Annotated in this window: 19 protein-coding genes; 8 read left to right on the forward strand and 11 right to left on the reverse strand. The window is 42.0% G+C overall.

Translation table 11 applies throughout. From position 1 onward, the window contains the following. Positions 1 to 44 precede the first annotated feature (44 nt). The 5 genes from coaBC to HUJ21_RS11270 all read right to left on the reverse strand — a co-directional run bounded on the left by coaBC (position 45) and on the right by HUJ21_RS11270 (position 5108). On the reverse strand, positions 45 to 1262 hold the full coding sequence (coaBC, locus tag HUJ21_RS11250; protein WP_291369803.1) for a bifunctional phosphopantothenoylcysteine decarboxylase/phosphopantothenate--cysteine ligase CoaBC: 1218 nt from the start codon (positions 1260 to 1262) through the stop codon (positions 45 to 47). Beyond that, positions 1263 to 1577, reverse strand: coding sequence for a DNA-directed RNA polymerase subunit omega (locus HUJ21_RS11255; protein ID WP_166148722.1), 315 nt, complete (start codon positions 1575 to 1577; stop codon positions 1263 to 1265). 15 nt (positions 1578 to 1592) lie between these two features. Next, positions 1593 to 2519, reverse strand: coding sequence for an outer membrane protein assembly factor BamD (gene bamD, locus HUJ21_RS11260; RefSeq protein WP_291369805.1), 927 nt, complete (start codon positions 2517 to 2519; stop codon positions 1593 to 1595). A 65-nt stretch (positions 2520 to 2584) separates the two neighbouring features. Continuing rightward, positions 2585 to 3298, reverse strand: a complete 714-nt coding sequence (locus HUJ21_RS11265; protein WP_291369807.1) for a T9SS type A sorting domain-containing protein — start codon at positions 3296 to 3298, stop codon at positions 2585 to 2587. A gap of 202 nt (positions 3299 to 3500) precedes the next feature. After that, complete coding sequence (locus HUJ21_RS11270) at positions 3501 to 5108, reverse strand: OstA-like protein (protein WP_291369809.1); 1608 nt, start codon at positions 5106 to 5108, stop codon at positions 3501 to 3503. Between the two features lie 49 nt (positions 5109 to 5157). Between HUJ21_RS11270 and tilS the strand changes: the two genes are divergently transcribed. From tilS to HUJ21_RS11295, 5 genes are all read left to right on the forward strand, one after another. Further along, positions 5158 to 6483, forward strand: coding sequence for a tRNA lysidine(34) synthetase TilS (tilS, locus tag HUJ21_RS11275; protein ID WP_291369811.1), 1326 nt, complete (start codon positions 5158 to 5160; stop codon positions 6481 to 6483). Further along, on the forward strand, positions 6480 to 7001 hold the full coding sequence (locus tag HUJ21_RS11280; RefSeq protein WP_291369813.1) for a cyclic nucleotide-binding domain-containing protein: 522 nt from the start codon (positions 6480 to 6482) through the stop codon (positions 6999 to 7001). Before tilS ends, HUJ21_RS11280 begins: the two co-directional genes overlap by 4 nt. A gap of 87 nt (positions 7002 to 7088) precedes the next feature. Beyond that, positions 7089 to 8027, forward strand: coding sequence for a malate dehydrogenase (gene mdh, locus HUJ21_RS11285; RefSeq protein WP_291369815.1), 939 nt, complete (start codon positions 7089 to 7091; stop codon positions 8025 to 8027). Positions 8028 to 8115: 88 nt separating this feature from the next. Then, complete coding sequence (locus HUJ21_RS11290) at positions 8116 to 10842, forward strand: hypothetical protein (protein ID WP_291369817.1); 2727 nt, start codon at positions 8116 to 8118, stop codon at positions 10840 to 10842. 29 nt (positions 10843 to 10871) lie between these two features. Next, positions 10872 to 12542: a mechanosensitive ion channel family protein gene (locus HUJ21_RS11295; protein WP_291369819.1), complete on the forward strand. Its 1671-nt coding sequence runs from the start codon at positions 10872 to 10874 to the stop codon at positions 12540 to 12542. A gap of 30 nt (positions 12543 to 12572) precedes the next feature. On the opposite strand, the gene HUJ21_RS11300 is transcribed toward HUJ21_RS11295, so the two are convergent. Further along, positions 12573 to 13334: a DeoR/GlpR family DNA-binding transcription regulator gene (locus HUJ21_RS11300; protein WP_291369821.1), complete on the reverse strand. Its 762-nt coding sequence runs from the start codon at positions 13332 to 13334 to the stop codon at positions 12573 to 12575. Between the two features lie 94 nt (positions 13335 to 13428). Between HUJ21_RS11300 and HUJ21_RS11305 the strand changes: the two genes are divergently transcribed. Genes HUJ21_RS11305 through HUJ21_RS11315 form a run of 3 tightly spaced genes read left to right on the forward strand, consistent with a single transcriptional unit; the run spans position 13429 to position 17251 of the window. Next, on the forward strand, positions 13429 to 14994 hold the full coding sequence (locus HUJ21_RS11305; protein WP_291369822.1) for a glycerol-3-phosphate dehydrogenase/oxidase: 1566 nt from the start codon (positions 13429 to 13431) through the stop codon (positions 14992 to 14994). A gap of 4 nt (positions 14995 to 14998) precedes the next feature. Beyond that, positions 14999 to 16501 carry a glycerol kinase GlpK gene (gene glpK / locus HUJ21_RS11310; RefSeq protein WP_291369824.1) on the forward strand — a complete coding sequence of 501 codons (1503 nt, stop codon included), beginning with the start codon at positions 14999 to 15001 and terminating at the stop codon, positions 16499 to 16501. A gap of 3 nt (positions 16502 to 16504) precedes the next feature. Continuing rightward, positions 16505 to 17251, forward strand: a complete 747-nt coding sequence (locus HUJ21_RS11315) for an MIP/aquaporin family protein (protein WP_291369826.1) — start codon at positions 16505 to 16507, stop codon at positions 17249 to 17251. Between the two features lie 15 nt (positions 17252 to 17266). Here HUJ21_RS11315 and rodA read toward each other — a convergent pair whose 3' ends face one another. Genes rodA through HUJ21_RS11340 form a run of 5 tightly spaced genes read right to left on the reverse strand, consistent with a single transcriptional unit; the run spans position 17267 to position 22732 of the window. Next, on the reverse strand, positions 17267 to 18541 hold the full coding sequence (gene rodA, locus HUJ21_RS11320; RefSeq protein WP_291369828.1) for a rod shape-determining protein RodA: 1275 nt from the start codon (positions 18539 to 18541) through the stop codon (positions 17267 to 17269). Beyond that, positions 18542 to 20344, reverse strand: coding sequence for a penicillin-binding protein 2 (gene mrdA / locus HUJ21_RS11325; protein ID WP_291369830.1), 1803 nt, complete (start codon positions 20342 to 20344; stop codon positions 18542 to 18544). It lies immediately after the preceding gene. Further along, on the reverse strand, positions 20345 to 20866 hold the full coding sequence (locus HUJ21_RS11330) for a rod shape-determining protein MreD (RefSeq protein ID WP_291369831.1): 522 nt from the start codon (positions 20864 to 20866) through the stop codon (positions 20345 to 20347). After that, positions 20863 to 21696: a rod shape-determining protein MreC gene (gene mreC / locus HUJ21_RS11335; RefSeq protein ID WP_291369832.1), complete on the reverse strand. Its 834-nt coding sequence runs from the start codon at positions 21694 to 21696 to the stop codon at positions 20863 to 20865. The genes HUJ21_RS11330 and mreC overlap by 4 nt, the downstream gene beginning before the upstream one ends. A 7-nt stretch (positions 21697 to 21703) precedes the next feature. Next, the gene (locus HUJ21_RS11340) at positions 21704 to 22732 is read right to left on the reverse strand and encodes a rod shape-determining protein (protein WP_166148691.1); all 1029 of its coding nucleotides are present in this window, start codon (positions 22730 to 22732) and stop codon (positions 21704 to 21706) included. Positions 22733 to 22810 lie beyond the last annotated feature (78 nt).

Here is a 22810-nt window from a genome sequence, read left to right on the forward strand (position 1 = left end):
TCTTGAGGTTATTTATGGATGAAAATTTACAATAACAAACGCTTTTATTTGTTTTCTGTTGTGCCCATTAGGGTTTCTAATTGATTCAGAATTATTTTAGCCAACTTTTCTTTGGTCATAACAGGTGTTTTTATTGCTTCATCGTTTCTAAAAATCAGGGTAGCTTTGTTGGTGTCTTTTTGAAAGCCAGCTTCCGGGTCAAGCAAGGTATTCAATACGATAAAATCCAGATTTTTATTTAACAATTTATTTTTAGCACTTTCGGATCCTTCATCCGTTTCCAGCGCAAAACCTATATGGAACTGTCCAGTACGCTTGTGCTTCCCCAAATAGTGGGCAATATCCGGGTTTTTAACAAGTGGGACAGCATAAACATGTTGGTCTTTTTTAATTTTCTCTGCAGCAGGTTTTTCCGGACGGTAATCGGCCACGGCTGCAGAAAAAATAGCCACATCGGCTTGTTTGTGATGGGTTTTTGCGGCCTCAAACATGTCTTGTGCACTGCTGACATGCACCGTTTGTATGCTGGACAATTCAGGTTTTAACGCCGTAGGCCCTAATATAAGCGTGACCTGGGCACCTCTTTTAGCAGCCTCATGGGCTATGGAAATGCCCATTTTCCCACTGGAGTGGTTGCTGATATAGCGCACCGGATCTATGGCCTCCTGAGTGGGGCCAGCAGTAATCATGATTTTTTTATTTTTGAGCGGAGTATTCGGAATAATAACCTGCTTTGCTTCCTCCAGTATTTCCTCCGGCTCGGGCATTCTACCCTGTCCAATCAAGCCACTTGCCAGATCACCAGTGCCGGCTTCCATCACTTTATTGCCAAAGCTTCGCAAAGTGTCCAGATTTTTAATGACAGCAGCATGGCGGTACATGTCCAGGTCCATGGCTGGTGCTACAAGCACCGGACAAGTGCAAGATAAATAGGTGCAGCACAGTAAATTATCACTTTGCCCACTTGCCATTTTGGCCAGGGTATTGGCTGACAGAGGTGCAATAATCATCAGGTCCGCCCAATTTCCCAGATCCACGTGATTGGTCCATTCCCCGGTGCTTTTATTGAAAAAATCAATATAAACAGGGTTTTTGGATAATGTTGATAGGGTGAGGGGGCTGATAAAGTCCAAAGCAGAAGCCGTCATAATGACCTTGACTTCTGCTCCGGATTTTATCAACAAGCGTATGAGCACTGCAGCTTTATAGGCTGCGATTCCTCCTGTTACGCCCAGTAAGACATTTTTGCCCGACAGCGGCATTTAAGATTCGCTTTCTTCTTCCGGATATCTGAACAAAACCTTGTCCTCCATGAATTCCTCCATAGCCATGGTGCTTGGCTTGGGCATTCTTTCATAGAATTTTGAAATTTCAATTTGTTCCTTGTTTTCAAACACCTCTTCCAGGTTATCTACTGTAGAAGCAAATTCAGAGAGCTTGTTGTTTAGCTCTTCTTTCATGGTAGAGGAGATTTGCTTTGCCCTTTGAGATACCACGAATATTGATTCGTAAAGATTACCTGATTTTTCGGCTACTTTATCCAGGTCCCTGGTGATAATTGATGGATTAACTGCCATGTTTTGATTGTTTGTTTAATTTTCTACGTTTCTTAATGCCTCAGTGGCCGCTTGATTTCTCTCTTCTTCTTCCCTGATTTTACGGGCTTCAGCAGAGCGGGCCTCGTATTGTTCCTTTAAACGGTAATGAGATTCCAATTCAGTTTTGGTTTCGGACATGAGGTTATTCACTTTTTTCCCATAACCGCTATCCGGGTATTTTTGATTGAAGTCCTGTGCAAAATCAATGGATTGGTTGAGTCTTTCTTCTTTTTTATCAAATACACTTCTTTCTGCATAAGCCGCACTGACTTCTACCAATTTAAAGGCAAGTTCTTCATTGTATTTGCTATCGGGGAATGACTTGGCAAAGTTTTGAAAATTAACAATACATGCCCGGTAAAATTCACCCGGGAATAGCCCGTCAGTTAAGCGATAATACATTTTGGACTCTTCAAAGGCTTTTTCCTCAAATCTTTTCTGAAGGTCATCAATCATAGAGGTCGCTCTTTCGTAAGAATCCGACTCCGGATACCGGTTCATGAACAACTGAATGGCGTTAACCGCTTCCCTTGAACTTCTTTGATCCAGGTTGTAGTCGGGTGAGTCCAGGTACAGGGAATAGGCATTCATAAAGAGCGCCTCCTCAGCTAAAGGTGAACGATTATAAGTATCAAAAAATGTTTTAAAATAGCCTGCAGACTCTATATACCTTTTCATACGGAAATGAGCATAAGCGTAATTGAATTCCGCCAATTCTGCTTTTCCACTTCCTTTTATTACCGGTAAAACCCTGTCATACAATATGATAGACTTGTTGTAATCTCCCTGGTCATAATACCTGTTGGCAGCTTCATAGAGCTCATCCCAGTTGGTGCTTTTTTCCAATTTGTAAAACTCGCCACAACCAAAAGAAAGGGAAGAAACGAGTAGTATAATAAGATATGCTTGTGCTTTCATCATTAGGCCTGCAAATATAATGGATTATTAATTGGTTATCAAGGCAGTTTGTCAGTGATAGACAATACTTACCTTTTAACGTAGAGTTTCTTGGTGACAATATTTTTATTGTCGACAATTAAGGTGTAAAAATAAGTTCCGGGATTCAGATCAGTTACCGGTATCAGCAGGGTTTCCTGACTTGGGTCTAAATTGAAGTCGTATATGGGATTGCCAATAAAACTGTTGATCACTACCCGGACCTTGGCATTGGGATTTTTTATTTTGTAATCAAGTTGAGCCGTGCGAATGCTAGGGTTGGGATAAATGCTTCCCATATCCACGTCTTTATGACTTACATTGTCTGTAGGGTTTGCTCCGGTAACATTGTAAACACTTTCTATCACGAAAGCATCTCTTATGTTGGTAGCATTGAAGAAATGCAGGTCGAAAGTACCTTTGGTGGCTGTTATCCCAAGTTCAAACTCAATGTATAGATCAGTAAATATTTCACCTGGAGCCAGGGTAAATCTGATGGGAGATAAATCCTCCCGGGGATCATAACATTCATCCCCCAGGCAAATCAATATGTTTTGAGAAGATCCGATATTCCCCCTCAAGTACCTCAAGAAGTAGGTGGCACTTTCATTGGAATCATTTTGGAGAATAAGGGATTTCCGCTGGGTAGTATTTACGTTTCCATTGAACGTTACTTTTTCACTTAAAACACGTACCTGCCTGGCCGCAACTTGTTGCTGCGCCACTGAAAACAGGATGATGAATATTGTGAAGAAGAATTTCATGTAGAGTTAAAATCGATAATTGATAATTTTTGTTTTTGATTTATATTACATACGTATAAAAATAGCCAATAGGTTCCACTTTTTTACAATATCAGGGTTAAAAATTGTTAACAATTATGAAATTTTTTTTCAGGTCATCCGTTTATAATTGTTTTAAAAAGTATTGCTTTTCACAAAAATGTCATTTAAAGGGTATTTATTATTAATTATCTATAAGTTTTTGTATTTCGTCATCATCGGGTAGGGGAAGGCTTTCATCAGGTTCATCAAAAAAGCTGTAGCGGTTTTTATTCCTTACGGCCGGCATTCTCCAGCTATCGACCAAAGTCCTGTCAGGACGTTCATCTTCCCTCCAGGTAAAACCCTTCAATTGTTTCTGTTCTTCTTCAATTAAATGAGGAGGGATGAATGATGCTTCCGGTTTGATAGAATGACTGATTTTACTTACCCCGCCTTCCTGAAATTGCATGATTATTCTCCCGCAAAGCAACTGATTTAGTCCTTTAAAAGTAGTGTCATTTTCCAGTGCAAAATACAATGATTCGCCATTGCCTTCCACATCCAGTTTGTCCATTTCTCCCTTTAAGAAATAGCCCGTCATCTTTCGGCCTTTGATTTGATTGAAATTGTTAACGGTATCTTTTGTAATGGCAAAAGCATTGTCTATAAGCAATGCCTTATCGATTTCTTCATTAGCTATTATGAAATTAATGCTGTCTGCAGTAATCTGACTCTTATTGTTCCATAAGACAGGATCTGAATAAAGGTATATAGTGGAATCGGCATACAAGTAGGCCATGGAGTCTGCTCTCCCTGCAAGGTCTGATTTCAACATGCGCATATTAGGGTAAGCTAGCATGAATTTTTCCTCGGGTTGCTCTCCATCCTGGGTAATCAATGTGTCGGCAATCATAAACAGGGTATCCGCTTCAAAATATTTTTGGGTCAGAGCTTTGCCATAAACTTTGGAATATTGGTCGGCCTCCCAATATTTGCCCTCTTCTCCAAATACTTCCACATTTCTTTCCTTATTGTAAATGCTTACATTCCCCCTTGCTTCATAATATTGGGCATTTTCCTCATAATACAATATTTCACCGTATATGATGCTGTTTTCGGATTCTACATCGCCATCATAAAACCTGAAAATTTTATTTTCCGTGTCGTAAAAGCTGCCTCTTTGCGCATTTAGCTTGGTACCATCTTTGGAAAGTATATTGGTTAATTTTTCAGTTTCGGCAATTTTTGTTTCCGTATCGTAAAAAAGGAAGTTGGATTTCATGGTGTAATCAGGGTTTACCAAAGTCACTTCTTCCGTAAAAGTTATTTTTTTTATCTGGGTTTCATAAACGCCCTTTTCACTGGTAAGGGTATTGGTGCTGTCTTTAACCATTCCTGAATTAAAATAATTGGCTACCCCTGATCCCCTGTCATAATCCAAATAATCGGTGTAAAGGGTAGTCCCTTCGTTGACCAAGACTACATTGTTTCGGAGTCTTGCCATTTGGCTGTCACCATCGTACTCGGCATAGAGACTGGTGACGGTAATGGGATCGTCCTGGTCTTCAATGCGCACATTTCCGAAGAGTTTGGCCAGGTTTTCTTGTCCATAAAAATGAGCCGAATCACAATAGATAAGGGAGTTTTGGTGTTCCATGACCACCTCATGTAAAAGTCGGTCAAAACCTTTAGCTCCCAAGAGTTCATCGGCATGGAGAATTTCCAAACGGTTTTTTTCGTCCTGTGCGTTTGCCCGGAAAATCGCCGTGCACAGGCAAAAACTAAATAAAATAAATCTGATTGATGTCATCCGAATTGATTTCCGAGGCAAAATTAATATAAAATGGTATTTTTGATTTATGCTTCAAAGATTTATCCATCATGTACGGGAAAATAATGTTTTGGATGTCCAAAAGCATTATCTTTTGGCGATTAGTGGAGGTATGGACAGTGTAGCACTGGCCCATTTGTTGCACCAGGCCAACTACCAATTTTCTATGCTCCATTGCAACTACCAGCTAAGGGGTATGGAAAGTGATCAAGACGAAGTATTTGTCCGGGACCTGGCAAACAAACTACAGGTCACTTGTCATGTAAAAACGTTTGACACCGGGACTTATATGGAAACGCAGGGTTTGTCTTTGCAGATGGCAGCAAGGGAATTGCGCTATGACTGGTTTGAAAAACTGCAGAAAAAGCTGGATGTTGCCGGTGTTTTGGTGGCCCATCATGCCGATGATCAGTTGGAAACGGTTTTGCTCAACTTGCTTCGGGGAACGGGGATAGAGGGAATTTACGGAATGGCCGAGAAGAGAGATTTCATTATCAGACCACTATTACCATTTAAAAGATCTGAAATTCAGGAGTTTATGTCGGTAGAATCTTTGGCTTGGAGGGAGGATAGCAGCAATCAAAAGACCCTGTACAAAAGGAATTATATCCGGCATAAAATATTGCCGACTTTATTAGATTTTGATCCCAGTGGCCCGGAACTTATGCAATATAGTTTCGATAGGATTAAGGATACTGGGAAAGCATTTTTTTATTTTTTTGACCGATGGCTGGAGACCCGGGTGAAACATGAGCCACCCTACGAGTATCTTGATACAAAGGACCTGGATGATGTCCCGGGCAAGTCTTCCTTGCTATTTTATTGGTTGCGGCCAAAGGGCTTTGTGTTTGCCCAGGTTCAGGATATCTTAAGTGCTGTTCAAAACGGTATGTCCGGGAAGTATTTTCTTTCTGGTGATTGGATCCTAAATTTGGACAGGGAACGCCTGATATTGGGGACAAAAGATAATGGTACAAGCCCCTCACTGATTCAGGACCATGATATTTCCCTGGTGCTGCCTGATGGTACAAATTTTGACATTCTGTATTTAAACCAGGATTGGAAGATCGATCGGTCTTCAGAAAATGCCCTTTTGGACAAGCAGTTCCTCGATTTTCCTTTATCGCTGAGGAATTGGGAGGAGGGAGACAGATTTATGCCTTTGGGTATGCGGCAATTCAAAAAAATCAGCGACTACCTGATAGACTTGAAGGTGCCTTTGATCAAGAAAAAAACGATAAAGGTGCTTTGTTCCGGAGAGGCCATCATTTGGGTGGTCGGGTACAGGATTGATGATCGGTTTAAGGTTACCTCCTCCACCCGTGAAGTAGTATATTTTAAAAAAACAGTATGAATAAGCTGAACCCTTTCAGAAAGAAATACAGTGATTCCGAACTCAGACAATTCGAGTTTTTGAGGAAAGTCAGGTTCTTCAGAGATCTCAGTTTTGCTGAATTATCCAGGTTTCTTCCGGCCATACACCAGAGAAAATACGAAAGAGATGAGGTGGTTTTTTTCAGAAACGATCCAAGCCAGGCCTTGTATATTTTAGAAAAAGGAGAAGTAACCCTTAATATTGATATTCGCTCAGATTTTGAAACCATCATTAAGGTCAAGGAAGGGAATGCTTTTGGAGAGAACTCCATGTTGGAAAATTCAAAAAGAATTTACACAGCCATCGTAAATACAGAAGAAGCTTTGTTATGGGTGATTCCAAATTATGCCATTTTGGATATTTTTCAAAACAACCAAAAAATAAGAGCCAAAATGATGACTTCCCTGGCAAGTTATTATAACCAGACCAATCAACAACTTTTTACATCATATAGAAACTCCTACGGCTTTTTTAACCTGGGGCAGATGTTTGAATAATTCGGGATATTGCTTCTTATAAAGCGCATTCTTTAATATCTTAGCGCAAGTTTTGAAAAAATATTAAATCTAAACCGATTATAAAAAATGACAAAAGTAACCGTAGTCGGAGCTGGCAATGTGGGCGCAACATGCGCAGATGTTTTGGCTTACCGAGAAATTGCTGAGGAAATAGTTCTTGTAGATATCAAAGAGGGGGTGGCAGAAGGTAAAGCACTTGATATTTGGCAAAAAGCCCCCATTAACGTTTACGATAGCAGGACTATAGGAAGTACCAATGATTATTCCAAAACAGCAGGTTCTGATGTGGTGGTCATCACCTCGGGATTACCCCGAAAACCAGGAATGACCAGAGATGATCTTATAGAAACCAATGCCGGAATTGTTAAAACGGTAACCGAGAATGTGGTCAAACATTCCCCTGATGCCATTATTGTTGTGGTTTCCAACCCCCTGGATGTCATGACTTATCAGGCCCATGTCACCTCAAAATTCCCTAGGTCAAGGGTAATTGGAATGGCAGGAATTTTGGATACTGCCCGTTACAGGGCATTTATAGCAGAGGAGTTGGATATCTCCCCAAAGGAAATCCAGGCAATTTTAATGGGTGGCCACGGGGATACCATGGTTCCCCTTCCGCGATACACTACTGTGGCTGGTATACCAGTAACTGAATTAATCTCAAAAGAGAAGCTTGATGCCATCATTGAAAGGACCAAGTTTGGCGGTGGAGAATTGGTGAAATTGATGGGGACATCCGCATGGTATGCTCCGGGATCTGCTGCTGCACAGATGGTAGAGTCTATTGTTAAAAACCAGAAAAGGGTTTTCCCGGTATGTATCAAATTGGATGGAGAATACGGGATCGACGATTGCTATCTGGGCGTGCCTGTTATATTGGGCAAAAATGGAGTCGAGAAAGTAATTGAGCTTGAATTAAATGAGGAGGAAAAAGCCTTGCTGGAAGTTTCAAGAACCCATGTTAAAGAGGTGATGTCCGTGCTGGATGGATTGCGTAAAAAATAAATTTTAAGTTTTAACCAAATAAAAATCCCAACTTTTATCCGTTGGGATTTTTTTGTTGATTTGATTCCGGAACAAAATAAAATATGCAGTGAACCAAATTAAAACCCTTCTGGTAATCTTATTAATACTGGTTTTGGGCTTTGCGGCTTTTCTGATTTTGAAATCAGATCTTCTTGAAAACAGCTTGGAAGGCTCGGAAATAATTCCACCCGATGCGGTGTTGGTGTACGAAACCAAAGACCCGGTTGGCATGTGGAATACTATTGTGGGCCAACCAGTCTGGGAAAAACTGCATCAGCTTCCCGCCCTGGCGAGCCTTGAGTCTCAATTGATCCATTTAGATAGTATTACCGGTAAATCCGGAGCACTTGACGATTACCTGAAAGGTCAAAGGTTTAAACTTTCCCTTCACCCATTGGGAAAAGAGGATTTTGGATTTTTGGTGTCCATTGCCTTTAAAGATCGGGAGTTTCTTGATTTTATTCAAAACTTAAAAAGAGATCTGGGAAATCAGGCAGATCCTATTAAAACAAGAACCTACAGCGGAGTCAATCTTTTTGAGGTGCGATTGAATCAGGCTGATAAGGTATTTACCTATGCTGTTTTTAACAATGTATTGATGGGTAGTTTTTCCTCCTTTTTAGTGGAAGAAGGAATCCGATACGCTAAATCTGAGGAGCTTAAAAGCTATAAACAAACCTTCCCCCATTTATTTCAGACTGAAATACCTGCAATGAAAAATGGTGTATTAAGGTTGTCCGGAAATGCATTTTCTGATTTGGTCAGGGAAATCTCATCGGTTAAAAACAATAAGCTGGTATCAGATTTGGCCGCCAACGACTTTTCTGCCAATCTTGTACCTGCATTTTCTGATGAGGGCATAAGTTTTAGCGGGAAGTTATTTGTTAATGGAAAACCAAAAGAGGTCATTTCAAACAATAGCAGTTCCAATGGTCTGCCCTTCTCTTCACTCATCAGTAACAGAACAGCACTGATGTACTTGTATTTGTTTTCTGAATTTCAGCACTTTCAATACATCCCAAATACTTCCTTTTCTCCGGAACCGCTGATTGCTGCGGAAATTTCAGAAAGTATTGAAATACAGGCATTTATTGGTTCCCTTACCGGTGAGGTTTCCCTGGTCCTGGAAGAAAGGCTGATGGGAAATAATCCTAACCAAATATTACTGTTGGATGTAGAAAATGCAGAAGAGTCCTTTCGAAACCTGGAAAGCTATATATTGGAAATGAACCAACAGGATTCAAGCAAGCATTATAGAGCGCACATTTTGGGGTATGAAGTGATTTTGCTGGAATTGAAAGAATTTCCCGCCTATATTTTTAATGGGAATTTTAGTGGTTTTGAGAAATCTTATCTCGCGAGGGTGGATGACCGGCTGGTCATGGCCAATAGCCTGAGGACCATGAGAAATTTCCTTGAGGATATCTATTATGACAATACCTGGGGAAAATCGGTTGCGTTTAACAGGGTGCTGAAAAAAAGCCAAATTGATGCACCTATACAAATCTTTCTGAACAATGACCGTTTTTTCAATTTGCTTACTCAATTCAGCATGCCCGCCTGGAGTTCGGTTTTTCAAAAATATGCAGCTGCATTTCGGTCCTTTGAATGGATGAAGGTTTACTTAAGGGAAAATGGAGAAATTGAAATCTTGTTTGATATTAATTTAGACAAGAAAGTTAATAGCGGGCAATTAATGCTTCGGGAATCCCGCAGTACCCCATTTGATAAAAGATTAATACATGGCCCTGTAGGGTTGGAGAATTTCAATGACAAGAGCACAGATTTTCTGGTGCAGGATGAAGATTTTTTTATCCACCTGGTATCCGAAGAGGGGGGGATTGTGTTTTCTGAGCGTATTCCCGAAGAAATCATCACCGACGTTTTTCAGATTGATTATTACCAGAATGGGAAGCTCCAGTTGGTTTTTGCTACCCGAAATCTGATTTATGCCTTGGACCGGTATGGTCAATTGCTTCCGGGATATCCTATCCATTTCGAATCGGGGAGAGATATCGCACACCTTAATGTTTTGGATTATGACAACAATAGGGAGTACAGGCTTTTTGTGGCGGATAGGGAAGGAGACTTGTTTGTATACAATCTGTCCGGAGAATTATTGAAGGAATGGTCACCCAGGGCATCTACAGATGGACCTCTTGCTGCAAAACCGGCCCATCAGAGGATTCCTGGCCTGGGGGATTTCATGGTGGCCCTGCACAAAAATGGTAAACTAAGACTTTTTAACCGAAGAGGAGAGAACAGGGCAGGAGGGAATGTTGTTCTTGGCGAAAGTATTTCCACTGCTTATGGCATTGAAGAAGGAAGTGAGGAGGGTCTTTCCAAAATAGTAACCGTAAACGATGCGGGAGAAGTGGTGAAAGTTAATTTTAAAGGTGAGTTGACCTACAGGAATCAATTATTAAGGCCTGACCGGGATACCAGATTTGATTTGGTAAACGACCAGGTAGGAACCGACTACGTTTGGGTGATTCGGGAATACAATGAATTGAAGGTATTGAATCCGGACGAAAGCCTGCTTTTTGGAACGAACATTCTATCCGATGAATTGGTGTACCGCTATTATTCATTTGGACCCGGAAATAAAATTTTTGTAGTTTTGGACAAGACGCAGGATTTTGCCTATTTGTACAATTACCAGGGCAAACTTATCAACCAAAAGCCAATTAGTGTGAGTGAAAATATTTGGATAAGTTTTTCTGGTAGCAGAAACGAATACACGCTGGTGACAGTATATGATAATGAACTTCAGGTATATAAGATTCCATTTTAATGTATAAGGATCATTTTATTTTGTAACCCATGAAATTTGAATTGAGTAAATTTTTAATTGTAGTATTGATTTTTTTTGCACAAGCTGCAAACGGGCAGTTGCTGGATACTGGTAATTCAATGGCTTTGGATACCGCTGATCATAATAATTTTAGTTCTCCCTACCATACCACTTATACCTTTTTTTATAACCTAAATGAAGAAGCTTACAATCCTTCTATTGCAGCAGAGGCCTTGAATATGGAGGCCAGCCAGGGGCAAAATGCGGAAGCCCTGGCGGTAATGCTCAAACAGATCTTTGATGGAAACGGTGTGTATGTAAGGATGAATGAAATCCCGAACAATCCCAACTACAAGGACACAGTTCGTAATGACAAACAGATTTATGTTTTTGATGAAATTATTCTGCCCTCAGTGTATTTGGAAAAAGTGGGTGGTCAATGGAAATTTTCTGCCGCCACTGTTCAGAATATCAAAACCCTTCATAAAGAAACATATATATGGGGTACGGATAAACTATTGAATTTATTGCCCAAAATAGGTAGTCAGGTTTATTTCGGGCTCCACCTTTGGCAACTTGTGGGGATTTTCTTTTTGATATTGTTGGTTTTTGTCAGTCACAAGCTTTTTACCTTTTTGGTAGACAGGGGTTTGTATTATGTTTTAATGCGATCAGGCTATAAAAGGATTGCCAAACAGTACCTTTTGCCTGTGGCCAGAATTGTCAGTATATATTTGATCGTACTGCTCCTTGATGTCTTTTTAAAGGTACTTCAATTGCCCATTTACCTTGTTTCCTGGATGACCTTGCTTTTAAATGCCACTAAACCCTTTATCGTTACCATTATCTTTTACAAGTTGGTCGATGTTTTTTCCGGTTACATGGAGCGCATGGCTGACAAGACAGCCTCTACTCTAGATGATCAATTGGTTCCACTGGTCCGCAAAACGCTAAAAGCATTTGTGATCGTTATCGGGTCGCTGTTTATTTTAAAATATGGACTAAGAATAGACATCGTTCCTTTTCTGACCGGACTTTCCATTGGAGGTCTGGCCTTTGCCCTGGCCGCGCAGGATACCATCAAAAACTTTTTCGGATCGGTGATGATTTTTATTGACAAACCTTTTCAGGTTGGCGACTGGATCACCAGCGGAGAAGTGGATGGAACTGTAGAAGAGGTAGGTTTTCGGTCTACCCGGGTCAGGACCTTCAGAAATTCCCTGATGTATATTCCAAATGGTAAAATTGCTGATGCGACTGTAGATAACCACGGATTAAGAAAATACAGAAGATTTTACAGTACCATTACCATAACCTATGATACGCCTCCTGAATTGATAGAGGTATTTGTGGAGGGCCTAAAAAGAATAGTGCAGCAACACCCAAAAACAAGGAAGGATTATTACAATATTTACCTGAACAATCTTTCTGCTTATAGTCTGGATATCATGTTTTATGTGTTTTTCGAGGTACCGAGTTGGCCGGAAGAATTAAAGGCCAGAGAGGATATGATACTTGCGGCAATTCGATTAGCCAATAGATTGGGTGTAAGGTTTGCTTTTCCCACACAGACCTTGCACATGGAGACATTTCCGGAAAAGAAGGGGTTTACGCCTATTTACGAAGATGATAAGGCTTCCTACCAAAAAAGACTGGATCAGTTTATTCAAAATGAGACCCAGGGGGAACAGCCTTCCTGATCTCTGGCCAGACCTGGTAAGAGCAACCGATTAAACCAGGAATACTTCAATGCCCTTGTCTTCCAATAAACTGACATAATGTTGGGACAGTGCCTTATCTGAGATGATGATGTCCACATCCTCCAGATTGGCAATTTTTCCGAAGCTTTTTTTTCCAAATTTACTGCTATCCGCCAGCACTATGGTTTTTTGGACGGACCGGATCATGGTGCTGTTGAGGTGGGCTTCCATCATATTAGAAGTGGTCAGTCCAAATTCCGCATCTATCCCATCAACACTGATGAATAACTTGCTGCAGGCAAAATTATTGATCATTGTTTCGGCAAAATGTCCCACTACAGAACTGCTGCTCTTCCTCACCACTCCTCCCAATTGCACTATTTCAGCCTGATGGAGGTCCAGCAAGGCTATGCTGACATTCATGGCTCCGGTGAGAATGGTAAGGGAAAGCTCCTTTGGGATGGCCTGTGCAAATGCGAGAACAGTGGTGCCCGATCCGATGATGATGGCCTCCTTTTCCTTAAGCAGGCCTACTGCTTTCTGTGCAATCGCTCTTTTTTGCTCTACCTGTACCAGTTGCTTCTCATCGACAGGTTTATCCATCACGTAGGGTGCGACAGGCGTAGCACTTCCATGTGACCTGAATAACAAACCTTTGTCTTCAAGGATTTTAAGGTCTTTTCTGACCGTTACCATGGTAACATTCATGGACTTACTCAGGGCAGCTACACTGACATAGCCGGCTGATTTCAGCTGGTCCAAAATGTATTTATGTCTTTCTGCTATTACCATAATTCAATTTATTATTTAATAATGATAATAAAAAATTTCTTTTTCTTTCTTTTTGTTTCTATTCATATTACTTTAGTGAAGTAATACTATTTAAATGAAAAGAAAAAACAATTTATCCAGGGTAGCACAAGAGAAGGAGATTTGGGATCTTGCCGTTATTGGAGGAGGAGCCTCAGGTCTTGGAGTGGCACTGGATGCCCTTTCCAGGGGTTTAAAGGTATTGTTGTTGGAAAAGTCTGATTTTGCCAAAGGCACCTCCAGCCGGAGTACAAAGCTGGTTCATGGAGGGGTTCGTTACCTGGCGCAGGGAGAAGTCGGCCTGGTGTTGGAAGCCCTAAAGGAAAGGGGACGTTTGTTAAAGAACGCGCCACATCTCACCGTTAACCAGCCTTTTGTCATTCCCTTGTATACTTTCCTGGACAGGTGGAAGTACTCCATAGGGCTGAAGATTTACGATTGGATGGCGGGAAGCTTAAGATTGGGTAAATCCAGGTTTATTTCCAAAGAGGAAACTGTAAAAAAGCTTCCTGAAATTCGGAAAAAGGGGCTAAAAGGCGGTATTGTTTACCATGACGGCCAATTTGATGATGCCAGGCTGGCTTTGATCATAGCCAAAACCTGTGATGAGATGGGTGGGTGTCTGCTCAATTATGCCAAGGTGAATCACCTTTCTAAAGATGAGGCAGGGATAATTAATGGATTAGAATTCAGGGATTTATTGGGAAAGAAAAACTATCGGGTCAAAGCAAAAACAGTGGTCAACGCAACAGGCGTATTCGCTGACAAGATTTTGCAGATGGACAATCCAGGGGCCGGGAAAATGATCCAGCCCAGCCAGGGAGTTCATTTGGTCGTGGATGCCCGGTTTTTGGGTGGGAAAGATGCATTGATGATTCCCAGCACCTCAGATGGAAGGGTTCTTTTTGCCGTTCCCTGGCAAGGAAAACTGGTACTGGGGACCACAGATACCATAAGAAAAAAACCTAAAATGGAACCCCAGCCGCTTTCTTCTGAGATTGATTTCATTTTGGAAACGGCCAGCAATTATCTGGATTCAGCCCCTAAAAGAAAAGATGTGTTGTCTGTCTTTGCCGGATTGAGACCCCTGGCCGCACCAAAAGAGGGAAGCACCAAGACAAAGGAAATATCCAGAAGCCATAAAGTGATTGTTTCAGAAAGTAAACTGATCACCATTACAGGAGGTAAGTGGACCACCTTTAGAAAAATGGGCGAAGATACAGTGGAGGCACACTACAAGATCCACGGTATGGCGCAGGAAAAGAGTACTTCAGCCGAAAAAAAATTACATGGCTACACCCTTTCGCAGGAAAAAGGCCATTTGCAATGGTACGGATCGGATGCAGCCAGGATTCTGCAGTTACAAAAAGAGAATGAAGATTGGGCTGCACCTTTGTTGGAGAATTATCCATATACTGGAGCTGAGGTAGTTTGGGCAGTAAGAGAGGAAATGGCCCAAAAAATTGAAGATTTTCTTTCGAGAAGGTGTCGTATTCTTCTGTTGGACGCTAAAGCGGCCATGCATATGGCACCAAAAGTAGCTGCGATTATGGCAAAAGAACTTGGAAAAGATGAAGACTGGATAAGACAGGAACTGGAAGAATTTTATAAATTAGCCAAGAAATATTTAATTCATCAATAAACCCATGAAGCAGGATAACCAATATCTTATGGCGCTGGACCAGGGCACGACCAGTTCCAGGGCCATTATTTTTAATCAAAAAGGGCAGATTTTCTCCTCGGCCCAAAAAGATTTTGAACAGATTTTCCCTCAATCCGGATGGGTGGAGCATGATCCCGAAGAGATTTGGACTTCCCAGGCATCTGTAGCCACTGAAGCGATCACCCGCGCAAAAATCAGTGCACATCAGATTGCGGGAATAGGTATTACCAATCAGCGGGAGACGACCATTGTTTGGGATAGAAATACAGGAGAGCCTGTATTTAATGCCATAGTCTGGCAGGACAGGCGGACATCAGCGTTTTGTAATACACTAAAAGAAAATGGCCATTCAGAAATGGTTCGGGATAAAACGGGCCTCATCATAGATGCCTATTTTTCTGGAACCAAAATTAAATGGATTTTGGATAATGTGGATGGTGCCAGGGAAAGGGCCAGTAAGGGAGAATTGTGTTTTGGGACAGTAGATAGCTGGTTGGTATGGAAAATGACAGCTGGGAGGGCGCATATCACTGATATAACCAATGCCAGTAGAACCATGATTTTTAATATTCATGAAAGAAAATGGGATACCGAATTGCTGGACCTTTTGGACATCCCTAAAGAAATATTGCCCACTGTAAAATCCAGTAGTGAGGTTTACGGGACCACTTCCGGAGATTTGTTGTCTGCCAAAATTCCCATTGCGGGAATAGCAGGAGACCAGCAGGCAGCCTTATTCGGGCAGTTATGTACCGAGCCGGGAATGGCTAAAACCACCTATGGAACGGGTTGTTTTTTGGTCATGAATACCGGGGATAAACCAGTAAAATCAAATAACCAACTCCTAACCACCGTTGCCTGGCAAATTGGGGAAAAGGTAAATTACGCACTGGAAGGAAGCGTGTTTATAGGAGGAGCAGCCATTCAATGGCTCCGGGATGGGATCTCCATTTTGAAAGATGCCAAAGACAGTGAAAATATGGCTAAAAGCCTGGAAGATAATGGTGGCGTTTATTTTGTTCCTGCACTCACCGGTCTGGGTGCACCTTATTGGGACCAGGATGCAAGGGGTGCTTTTTTTGGTATAACCAGGGGAACCAGCAGGGCTCATTTGAGCAGGGCGGGCCTGGAAGCCATCGCCTATCAGGTATATGATGTACTGAAGGCGATGGAGAAGGATGCCGGAGAAGAAACCATAGAAATGCGCGTAGATGGTGGCGCCACGGCCAATGATTTTTTGATGCAGTTCCAATCAGATCTTAACCAATGTGAAATAAAACGGCCGGCCATTATTGAGACCACAGCTTTGGGAGCGGCTTATTTGGCAGGTTTGGCAATAGGTTTTTGGAAAGATGTGGATGAGATCAGGGAATTGTGGAAAGCAGATGAATCCTTTAAGCCTAAAAAAGATAAAAAACAAATGGAAAAAAATCTCAAATACTGGCACAAGGCAGTAAACAGATCACTAAATTGGCTAAACGATTGATATATGAACGTATTTGTTGCTGAATTTGTCGGAACCTCCCTGCTTTTGGCCATGGGTTCGGGAGTAGTGGCCAATGTAGTGTTGAATAAAACCAAGGGATTTGATTCCGGATGGATTGTAATCACGACGGCATGGGCCCTGGGAGTATTCATTGGAGTAGTGGTGGCAGGTCCCTACAGTGGTGCGCATTTAAATCCGGCAGTAAGTATCGGACTTGCCGTTGCGGGAGATTTTGCCTGGGAAATGGTACCTAAATATATTGTTGCCCAGGTTTTGGGTGCTATGTTTGGCTCTGGTATTGCCTGGTTGGTCTACAAAGATCATTTTGATGCTACGGATGATCCTGGGTTGAAGTTTGCTCCATTTGGTACGGTGCCTGCTATCAGAAACCTTTCTTCCAATTTACTCTCGGAGGTAGTGGGTACTTCTGTTTTGATCATCGTAATCCTCTACTCTACCGGTCCTGTTTTGCAGGATGGAGAAGGAACGCCCATCGGTTTGGGGTCTTTGGGTGCCTTGCCGGTAGCTTTTTTAGTTTGGGTGATCGGTCTGTCTCTTGGGGGAACCACCGGCTATGCCATCAATCCGGCAAGGGATCTGGGTCCCCGGATCATGCATCAGATCTTACCTATAAAGGGGAAAGGCTCTTCCGATTGGGCCTATAGCTGGGTTCCTATTGTAGGTCCGATTCTGGGAGCGGCCATCGCTGCCGGGATATACCTGCTTTTGGGAGTAGGAGGAATGGTTTGAAATACTTAGATGGGCTCAATAGCTTCTGCCCAATATCTGAATCCTGTGAGAATCCAGTTTGATGAAGATAAACAAAAGTATGGTAAAGGACCAAAGAGAGGAGCCTCCATAGCTGAAAAACGGCAGTGGAATCCCTACTACTGGAAATAGTCCGATGGTCATGGCGATGTTGATCGAAAAATGAAAAAACAGCAGTCCAATTACGCAGTAACCATAAATTCTGGAAAACCGGGTTTTTTGCCTTTCCGCCAAAAACACCAGGCGAAGCAGAAAAATGACAAATAAAGAAATCATGATCAGGCTTCCTATCCAGCCAAACTCTTCTCCCAGGGTGCAAAAAATAAAATCTGTGTGTTGTTCCGGTACGAAATCAAATTTTGTTTGCGTTCCTTCCAAATATCCTTTGCCAAATAACCCTCCTGATCCTATGGCTATTTTGGACTGAGTTACATTCCAGCCCACTCCAAGCGGATCCACATCCGGATCAAACAGGACCATGATACGGTTTTGCTGGTGGGAAGGTAATTTTTCTACCACATAGTCCAGGCTGTAAGTGTACGCAAACATCAGGATTCCCAGTAAGAAAATACCAGCGAAATTTTTCCAGGTTTTTTTGCTGGCCAAAATCAATAGCAGTACAATGGCTCCAAGTCCACCATACAGGTACCAATTGTTGGTAATGAGAAGCGTCAATATAGACAGACCAATCAGGCTTAAGGCGAATAGGTAATATTTTTGGGGCATGCCTTCCCGGTAAAGCATGATAAAGAAGGAGCTGTATACCATGGCTGTCCCGGTATCCGGTTGCAGCATGATCAGTGCTACCGGTAGGCCTATGATCCCCAGGGCCTTTAACTGGTGACCAAATTTTGCCAGGTCAAAAGTGGGGTTTTCCATGAGTTTTGCCAGGGCCAATGCAGTAGCAAATTTGGTGAATTCCGCAGGTTGAAGCCGGAAAATCCCCAACTCGAACCAGGCTCGCTGTCCGTTGATTTCTTTGCCAATAAAGGGGGTTAAGAACAGTATGATCACAAAAATGATGTATAGGATCAAGCTTAAGTTTTGGAAAAGCCTGTAGTCTGCCACCATAATAAGGGTGATCAGTAAAACGGCGGTTCCAATCCAAATCAATTGTTTGCCTGAATTGATTGAATAATCAAAAATGGAAGTGGCGTTTTGCTCGTCATAGACTGCCGCATAGATATTGATCCATCCGACAAAGACAAGGGCAAAGTACAAACCTATAGCTACCCAATCGATTTTATGAAAATATGTGTCTTTTTGTCTCAATTAATAAATGAATTCACCCTGTAGCACATATTCCTCCAATTCCGGTCTGTTGATCTCTCCGGTAAGGTATTTTTCTATCAGCAAGCTCGCAGTGCTGGCAGCAGCCCGTCCTCCCCAACCTGCATTTTCCACATAGACCGCTATGGCAATTTTAGGGTCTTCCTTGGGAGCAAAAGCTATGAATACAGAATGATCCTCTCCTGCCGGATTTTGAGCGGTACCGGTTTTTCCGGCTATGGTAATATCCTTCATAATCGCCCGGGCGGCAGTTCCGGAAAGTGCTGCTGCCATGGCATTCTGGATCAAATCAAAATGTTCGGTATCTATACCTGTGTCCCTTTTGGTTTTAAATTTTTCCGGTATCCGGTTAGGATCACCATTTATGGCCCTGATCAAATGGGGGGTATAAAAATACCCCTTGTTGGCAAAAATAGCAGCCAAATTGGCCATTTGAAGCGGGGTTACCAGCATTTCTCCCTGCCCAATGGAAAGGGAATAAATGGTAGAATATTTCCACCTTCCTTTTCCGTAGATCCGGTCATACAACTCACTGGAAGGAATGGACCCGCCTTTTTCCCCATGCATGTCTATGCCTAGCTGACTCCCAAGACCGAATTTCATTACAGACTCCCGCCAGTTGTCCAAACCGATCTGAGTGTCTTCGTAGGTATTGGAGGAGACTTCCTGGTTGATCACCTGCCTGAAAGCCTGGTGGTAGTAAGGGTTGCAGGAGTTACGGATGGCACCAAAGAGATTTACAGGGCTGGGATGATTGTGACAATTGACCAGCGCCCGATTACAGGGATAGGTAGTATTGGGGGTCAATATACCTTCCTGCATGCCAATCAATGACTGAACAATCTTAAAGATAGAACCCGGCGGATACATGGCCATTATGGGCCTGTTGAAAAGTGGTTTTTCCGGATCCAGGTTCAGAGACTGGTAATTTTCGCCGAATTTGGCCCCTGTAAGTATATTGGGATCATAAACCGGAGCAGATATCATGGTTAGGATTTCACCAGTCTTTGGTTCTATAGCCACTACAGAACCGCGCTTACCCTCCATGAGCTTTTCACCATAAACCTGCAAATCCAGGTCAATGGTAGCTTGCAGATTTTCACCAGGTAGGGACAAAGTATCGAGATCTCCGTTTTTAAAAGCTCCTTTTTCTATGCCCCGTACGTTTACCAATTTGTATTTAACCCCTTTTCTACCCCTGAGTTCCGGTTCGTAATAAGATTCGATTCCACTTAATCCCACATAATCACCTTGCACATAATATTGGGTGCTGTCCCGGTTCAGTTGGGAAGCGTTTATTTCTCCTATATACCCCAGGGCATTTGAAGCGGCTGATTGAGGATAGGCTCTTACAGAGCGGGTCATGACAAAAAGACCCCGGTAATCAATCAAAAAATCCTGCACCCTGCCAAACTCTTCCTTACTAATTTGCTTGATCAATGGGGAAGGTTTTACCCAGGAGTAATTTTTAGCGGCATTAAAACCATCAATCAGCACCTGTTTCTCAATGCCAAATAAATCACAAAATCTGGTGGTATCTTCCAGTTCAAATTCTTTTGGTATCACCATCAGGTCAAATACCGGATCATTAAATACCATCAAGGAATTATTTCTATCATAAACCAGCCCCCTATAGGGGTGATCTACCACCCTTTGAATGGCATTTCTTTCGGCTTTTCGCAAATAGCTGTCATCAGTTACCTGTATCAGAAACAACTTTCCCAAAAGTACCAATGCGATCATTCCTATGCTGACCGCAACAACCAAAGACCTCCCTGTGTACATTTAAATTACCCTTTCTTTTTTATAAAATACTGCCTGCACGATGATTCCCAATAAAAAGGTAAATGCCATACTGCTTAACACTCTTATAACGAGCGGAAGGTATAACTCCGTTCCTAAAATATCAATATAAAAAAACAAAAGATGATGGATGAGGATCAGGGGGATGCTATAAAACAGGTACCAACCCATGCCCATATTCAATAAAGTAGGGGGAACATTATCGTCATACCCGCCGGTAGGAGTATTTACCTGGATCCATGGGTTTCGTAAAAAGCCCAGCAACACGGCACTGGCCGCATGTAACCCAAGGCTGTCATAAAACAAGTCTATCAGTATTCCCATAAAAAAACCGATAAGCATCAGAGGAACCGTGGGAAGTTCATGTGGTAAATTCAGTAGAAAGAAAACGTATAGAAAACAAAAAGCATACCCGAACAACACCAAATCCTTTAGTATAAATACCTGAATGAGGAAGTATAAAACAAAACTTAAGCTGTATTTTATTATTTTACCTGAAGTCATGGGCCTGCAGTTTCCATTTCTATTTCCAAACTATCCAATTCCTCCCTGGAATCATTTTTCACCAGATAGATAAAATTCAATTTGCTGAAATCCACGCTGAGAGAGATCGTGATATCCAGGTAATTGGTCTCACTTCCCGGGTTAACGGCTTTGATCTTGCCAATTGATATCCCCTCCGGAAACACAGCATTGTATCCCGAAGTGATGATTTCCTGCCCCGGAACGATCTGAACGTGACGTGGAACGTAAAGTAATTTTGCCTCATTTGATTTGAGTCCATCCCATTTTGTAGATCCGAATACTTCTGTTTCCTTTATTTTTGAGGAGATCAAAAGGTCCGTATTCAATAATGAAATAACAGTGGAAAAATTATTGCTTGTACCTTTTACCCTCCCCACAACGCCCAGCTCGTTAAAAACCCCCATTCCTTCCTGAATACCGTCCTTTGCCCCTTTATTCAGGGTAATGTAATTTTGATTGAGGTGAATCGAATTATTGACCACTCTTGCAGACCAAAACTCAAAGTTTTTTGACAAGACAGTATCTACAGATAAAACTGCAGAGTCCAGCACTGGGCTCAAACTATCCAATCTGTTCAGCAAGTAAGCATTTTTTTCTGCCAAAGCCTGGTTGGTTGAATAGAGCGAAAAATAGGATAAAAAATTATTTTTGACTGACAGCATGTTTCCCACCAGCTTGTTGCTGCTGTTAAAAAACACTGCCCCTTGCGGTGAATTATGCGTGAATATTATCCCCCCGGCCAACAACTCCAGGGCAAGAAAAAGAAGGATTGCCCTTAGTCTGTATAAAAATAAAAATATTTGCTGCATTTCACTTTTATGTCATGAGTACTGTTCTAAAATGATTGATATTTTTTAAAGCATTTCCAGTACCCCTCACTACCGCTCTCAACGGGTCCTCCGCAATATGAATAGGCAGTTTGGTTTTTTGGTGCAACCTGCGGTCCAACCCTTTTAACAAAGCTCCTCCTCCTGTAAGGTGAATCCCATTGTCATAAATGTCTGCCGAAAGTTCAGGTGGTGCGATCTCCAGTGCTTTCAGTACAGCCTCTTCTATTTTGGAAACCGATTTGTCCAAAGCAAAAGCAATTTCTGAATAAGAAACCTTGATTACCTTGGGAATACCGGTCATCAAATCTCTTCCCCGGATTTCATAGTCCTCTGGAGCGTCATCCAATTCCGTAAGCGCAGACCCTATGGCAATTTTGACTTTCTCCGCTGACCTTTCTCCAATTAGCAGGTTGTGTTGCCTCCTCATGTAATCCAAAATGTCTTTGGTGAAGGAGTCTCCAGCTACACGTATGGACTGATCAGCAACAATTCCTGATAAAGCAATCAACGCAATCTCCGTCGTACCTCCGCCTATATCTACAATCATGGATCCCATTGGCTTTTCAATATCAATACCTATACCGATAGCTGCTGCTATTGGTTCGTAGATCATGTAAACCTCCTTACCCCCGGCATGTTCGGCGGAATCTCTTACCGCTCTTTTTTCTACCTCTGTAATTCCTGACGGAATACAGATGACCATGCGGTGGGACTGTGGAAACATGCCCTTGTTGTGTCCGGGGATCATTTTGATCATTCCCCGGATCATCTGCTCTGCGGCATAAAAGTCCGCAATCACCCCATCTTTCAACGGACGGATGGTCTTGATGTTTTCATGCGTTTTTTCATGCATGTTCATGGCCTCCCTGCCTACCGCCAACACTTTATTATTAGTTTTATCTATGGCAATAATGGATGGTTCGTCCACTACAATTTTTTCTTTATGAATGATCAGCGTATTGGCTGTTCCCAAATCAATGGCAATGTCACTGGAAAAAAAGTCAAATAATCCCATTTCGGTATTTTCTAAATTAAATGATTATTGTTTTTTAAAGTTAGCACAATTAAGCCCTTAAAGAGAACGGGTGCCTAC

The organism is Cyclobacterium sp. (genome assembly GCF_014762705.1).
In the GTDB taxonomy this organism is placed as follows: domain Bacteria; phylum Bacteroidota; class Bacteroidia; order Cytophagales; family Cyclobacteriaceae; genus Cyclobacterium.

What these genes read in the sequence shown, in the direction of transcription:
- glpK (WP_291369824.1), top strand. Translation starts at nt 14,999, where the DNA reads ATGAAGCAGGATAACCAATATCTTATGGCGCTGGACCAGGGCACGACC.
- tilS (WP_291369811.1), top strand. Translation starts at nt 5,158, where the DNA reads ATGCTTCAAAGATTTATCCATCATGTACGGGAAAATAATGTTTTGGAT.
- HUJ21_RS11300 (WP_291369821.1), bottom strand. Translation starts at nt 13,334, where the DNA reads ATGGTAATAGCAGAAAGACATAAATACATTTTGGACCAGCTGAAATCA.
- HUJ21_RS11305 (WP_291369822.1), top strand. Translation starts at nt 13,429, where the DNA reads ATGAAAAGAAAAAACAATTTATCCAGGGTAGCACAAGAGAAGGAGATT.
- mdh (WP_291369815.1), top strand. Translation starts at nt 7,089, where the DNA reads ATGACAAAAGTAACCGTAGTCGGAGCTGGCAATGTGGGCGCAACATGC.
- HUJ21_RS11280 (WP_291369813.1), top strand. Translation starts at nt 6,480, where the DNA reads ATGAATAAGCTGAACCCTTTCAGAAAGAAATACAGTGATTCCGAACTC.
- bamD (WP_291369805.1), bottom strand. Translation starts at nt 2,519, where the DNA reads ATGATGAAAGCACAAGCATATCTTATTATACTACTCGTTTCTTCCCTT.
- mreC (WP_291369832.1), bottom strand. Translation starts at nt 21,696, where the DNA reads ATGCAGCAAATATTTTTATTTTTATACAGACTAAGGGCAATCCTTCTT.
- HUJ21_RS11255 (WP_166148722.1), bottom strand. Translation starts at nt 1,577, where the DNA reads ATGGCAGTTAATCCATCAATTATCACCAGGGACCTGGATAAAGTAGCC.
- coaBC (WP_291369803.1), bottom strand. Translation starts at nt 1,262, where the DNA reads ATGCCGCTGTCGGGCAAAAATGTCTTACTGGGCGTAACAGGAGGAATC.
- mrdA (WP_291369830.1), bottom strand. Translation starts at nt 20,344, where the DNA reads ATGTACACAGGGAGGTCTTTGGTTGTTGCGGTCAGCATAGGAATGATC.
- HUJ21_RS11315 (WP_291369826.1), top strand. Translation starts at nt 16,505, where the DNA reads ATGAACGTATTTGTTGCTGAATTTGTCGGAACCTCCCTGCTTTTGGCC.
- HUJ21_RS11265 (WP_291369807.1), bottom strand. Translation starts at nt 3,298, where the DNA reads ATGAAATTCTTCTTCACAATATTCATCATCCTGTTTTCAGTGGCGCAG.
- HUJ21_RS11330 (WP_291369831.1), bottom strand. Translation starts at nt 20,866, where the DNA reads ATGACTTCAGGTAAAATAATAAAATACAGCTTAAGTTTTGTTTTATAC.
- HUJ21_RS11295 (WP_291369819.1), top strand. Translation starts at nt 10,872, where the DNA reads ATGAAATTTGAATTGAGTAAATTTTTAATTGTAGTATTGATTTTTTTT.
- HUJ21_RS11270 (WP_291369809.1), bottom strand. Translation starts at nt 5,108, where the DNA reads ATGACATCAATCAGATTTATTTTATTTAGTTTTTGCCTGTGCACGGCG.
- HUJ21_RS11340 (WP_166148691.1), bottom strand. Translation starts at nt 22,732, where the DNA reads ATGGGATTATTTGACTTTTTTTCCAGTGACATTGCCATTGATTTGGGA.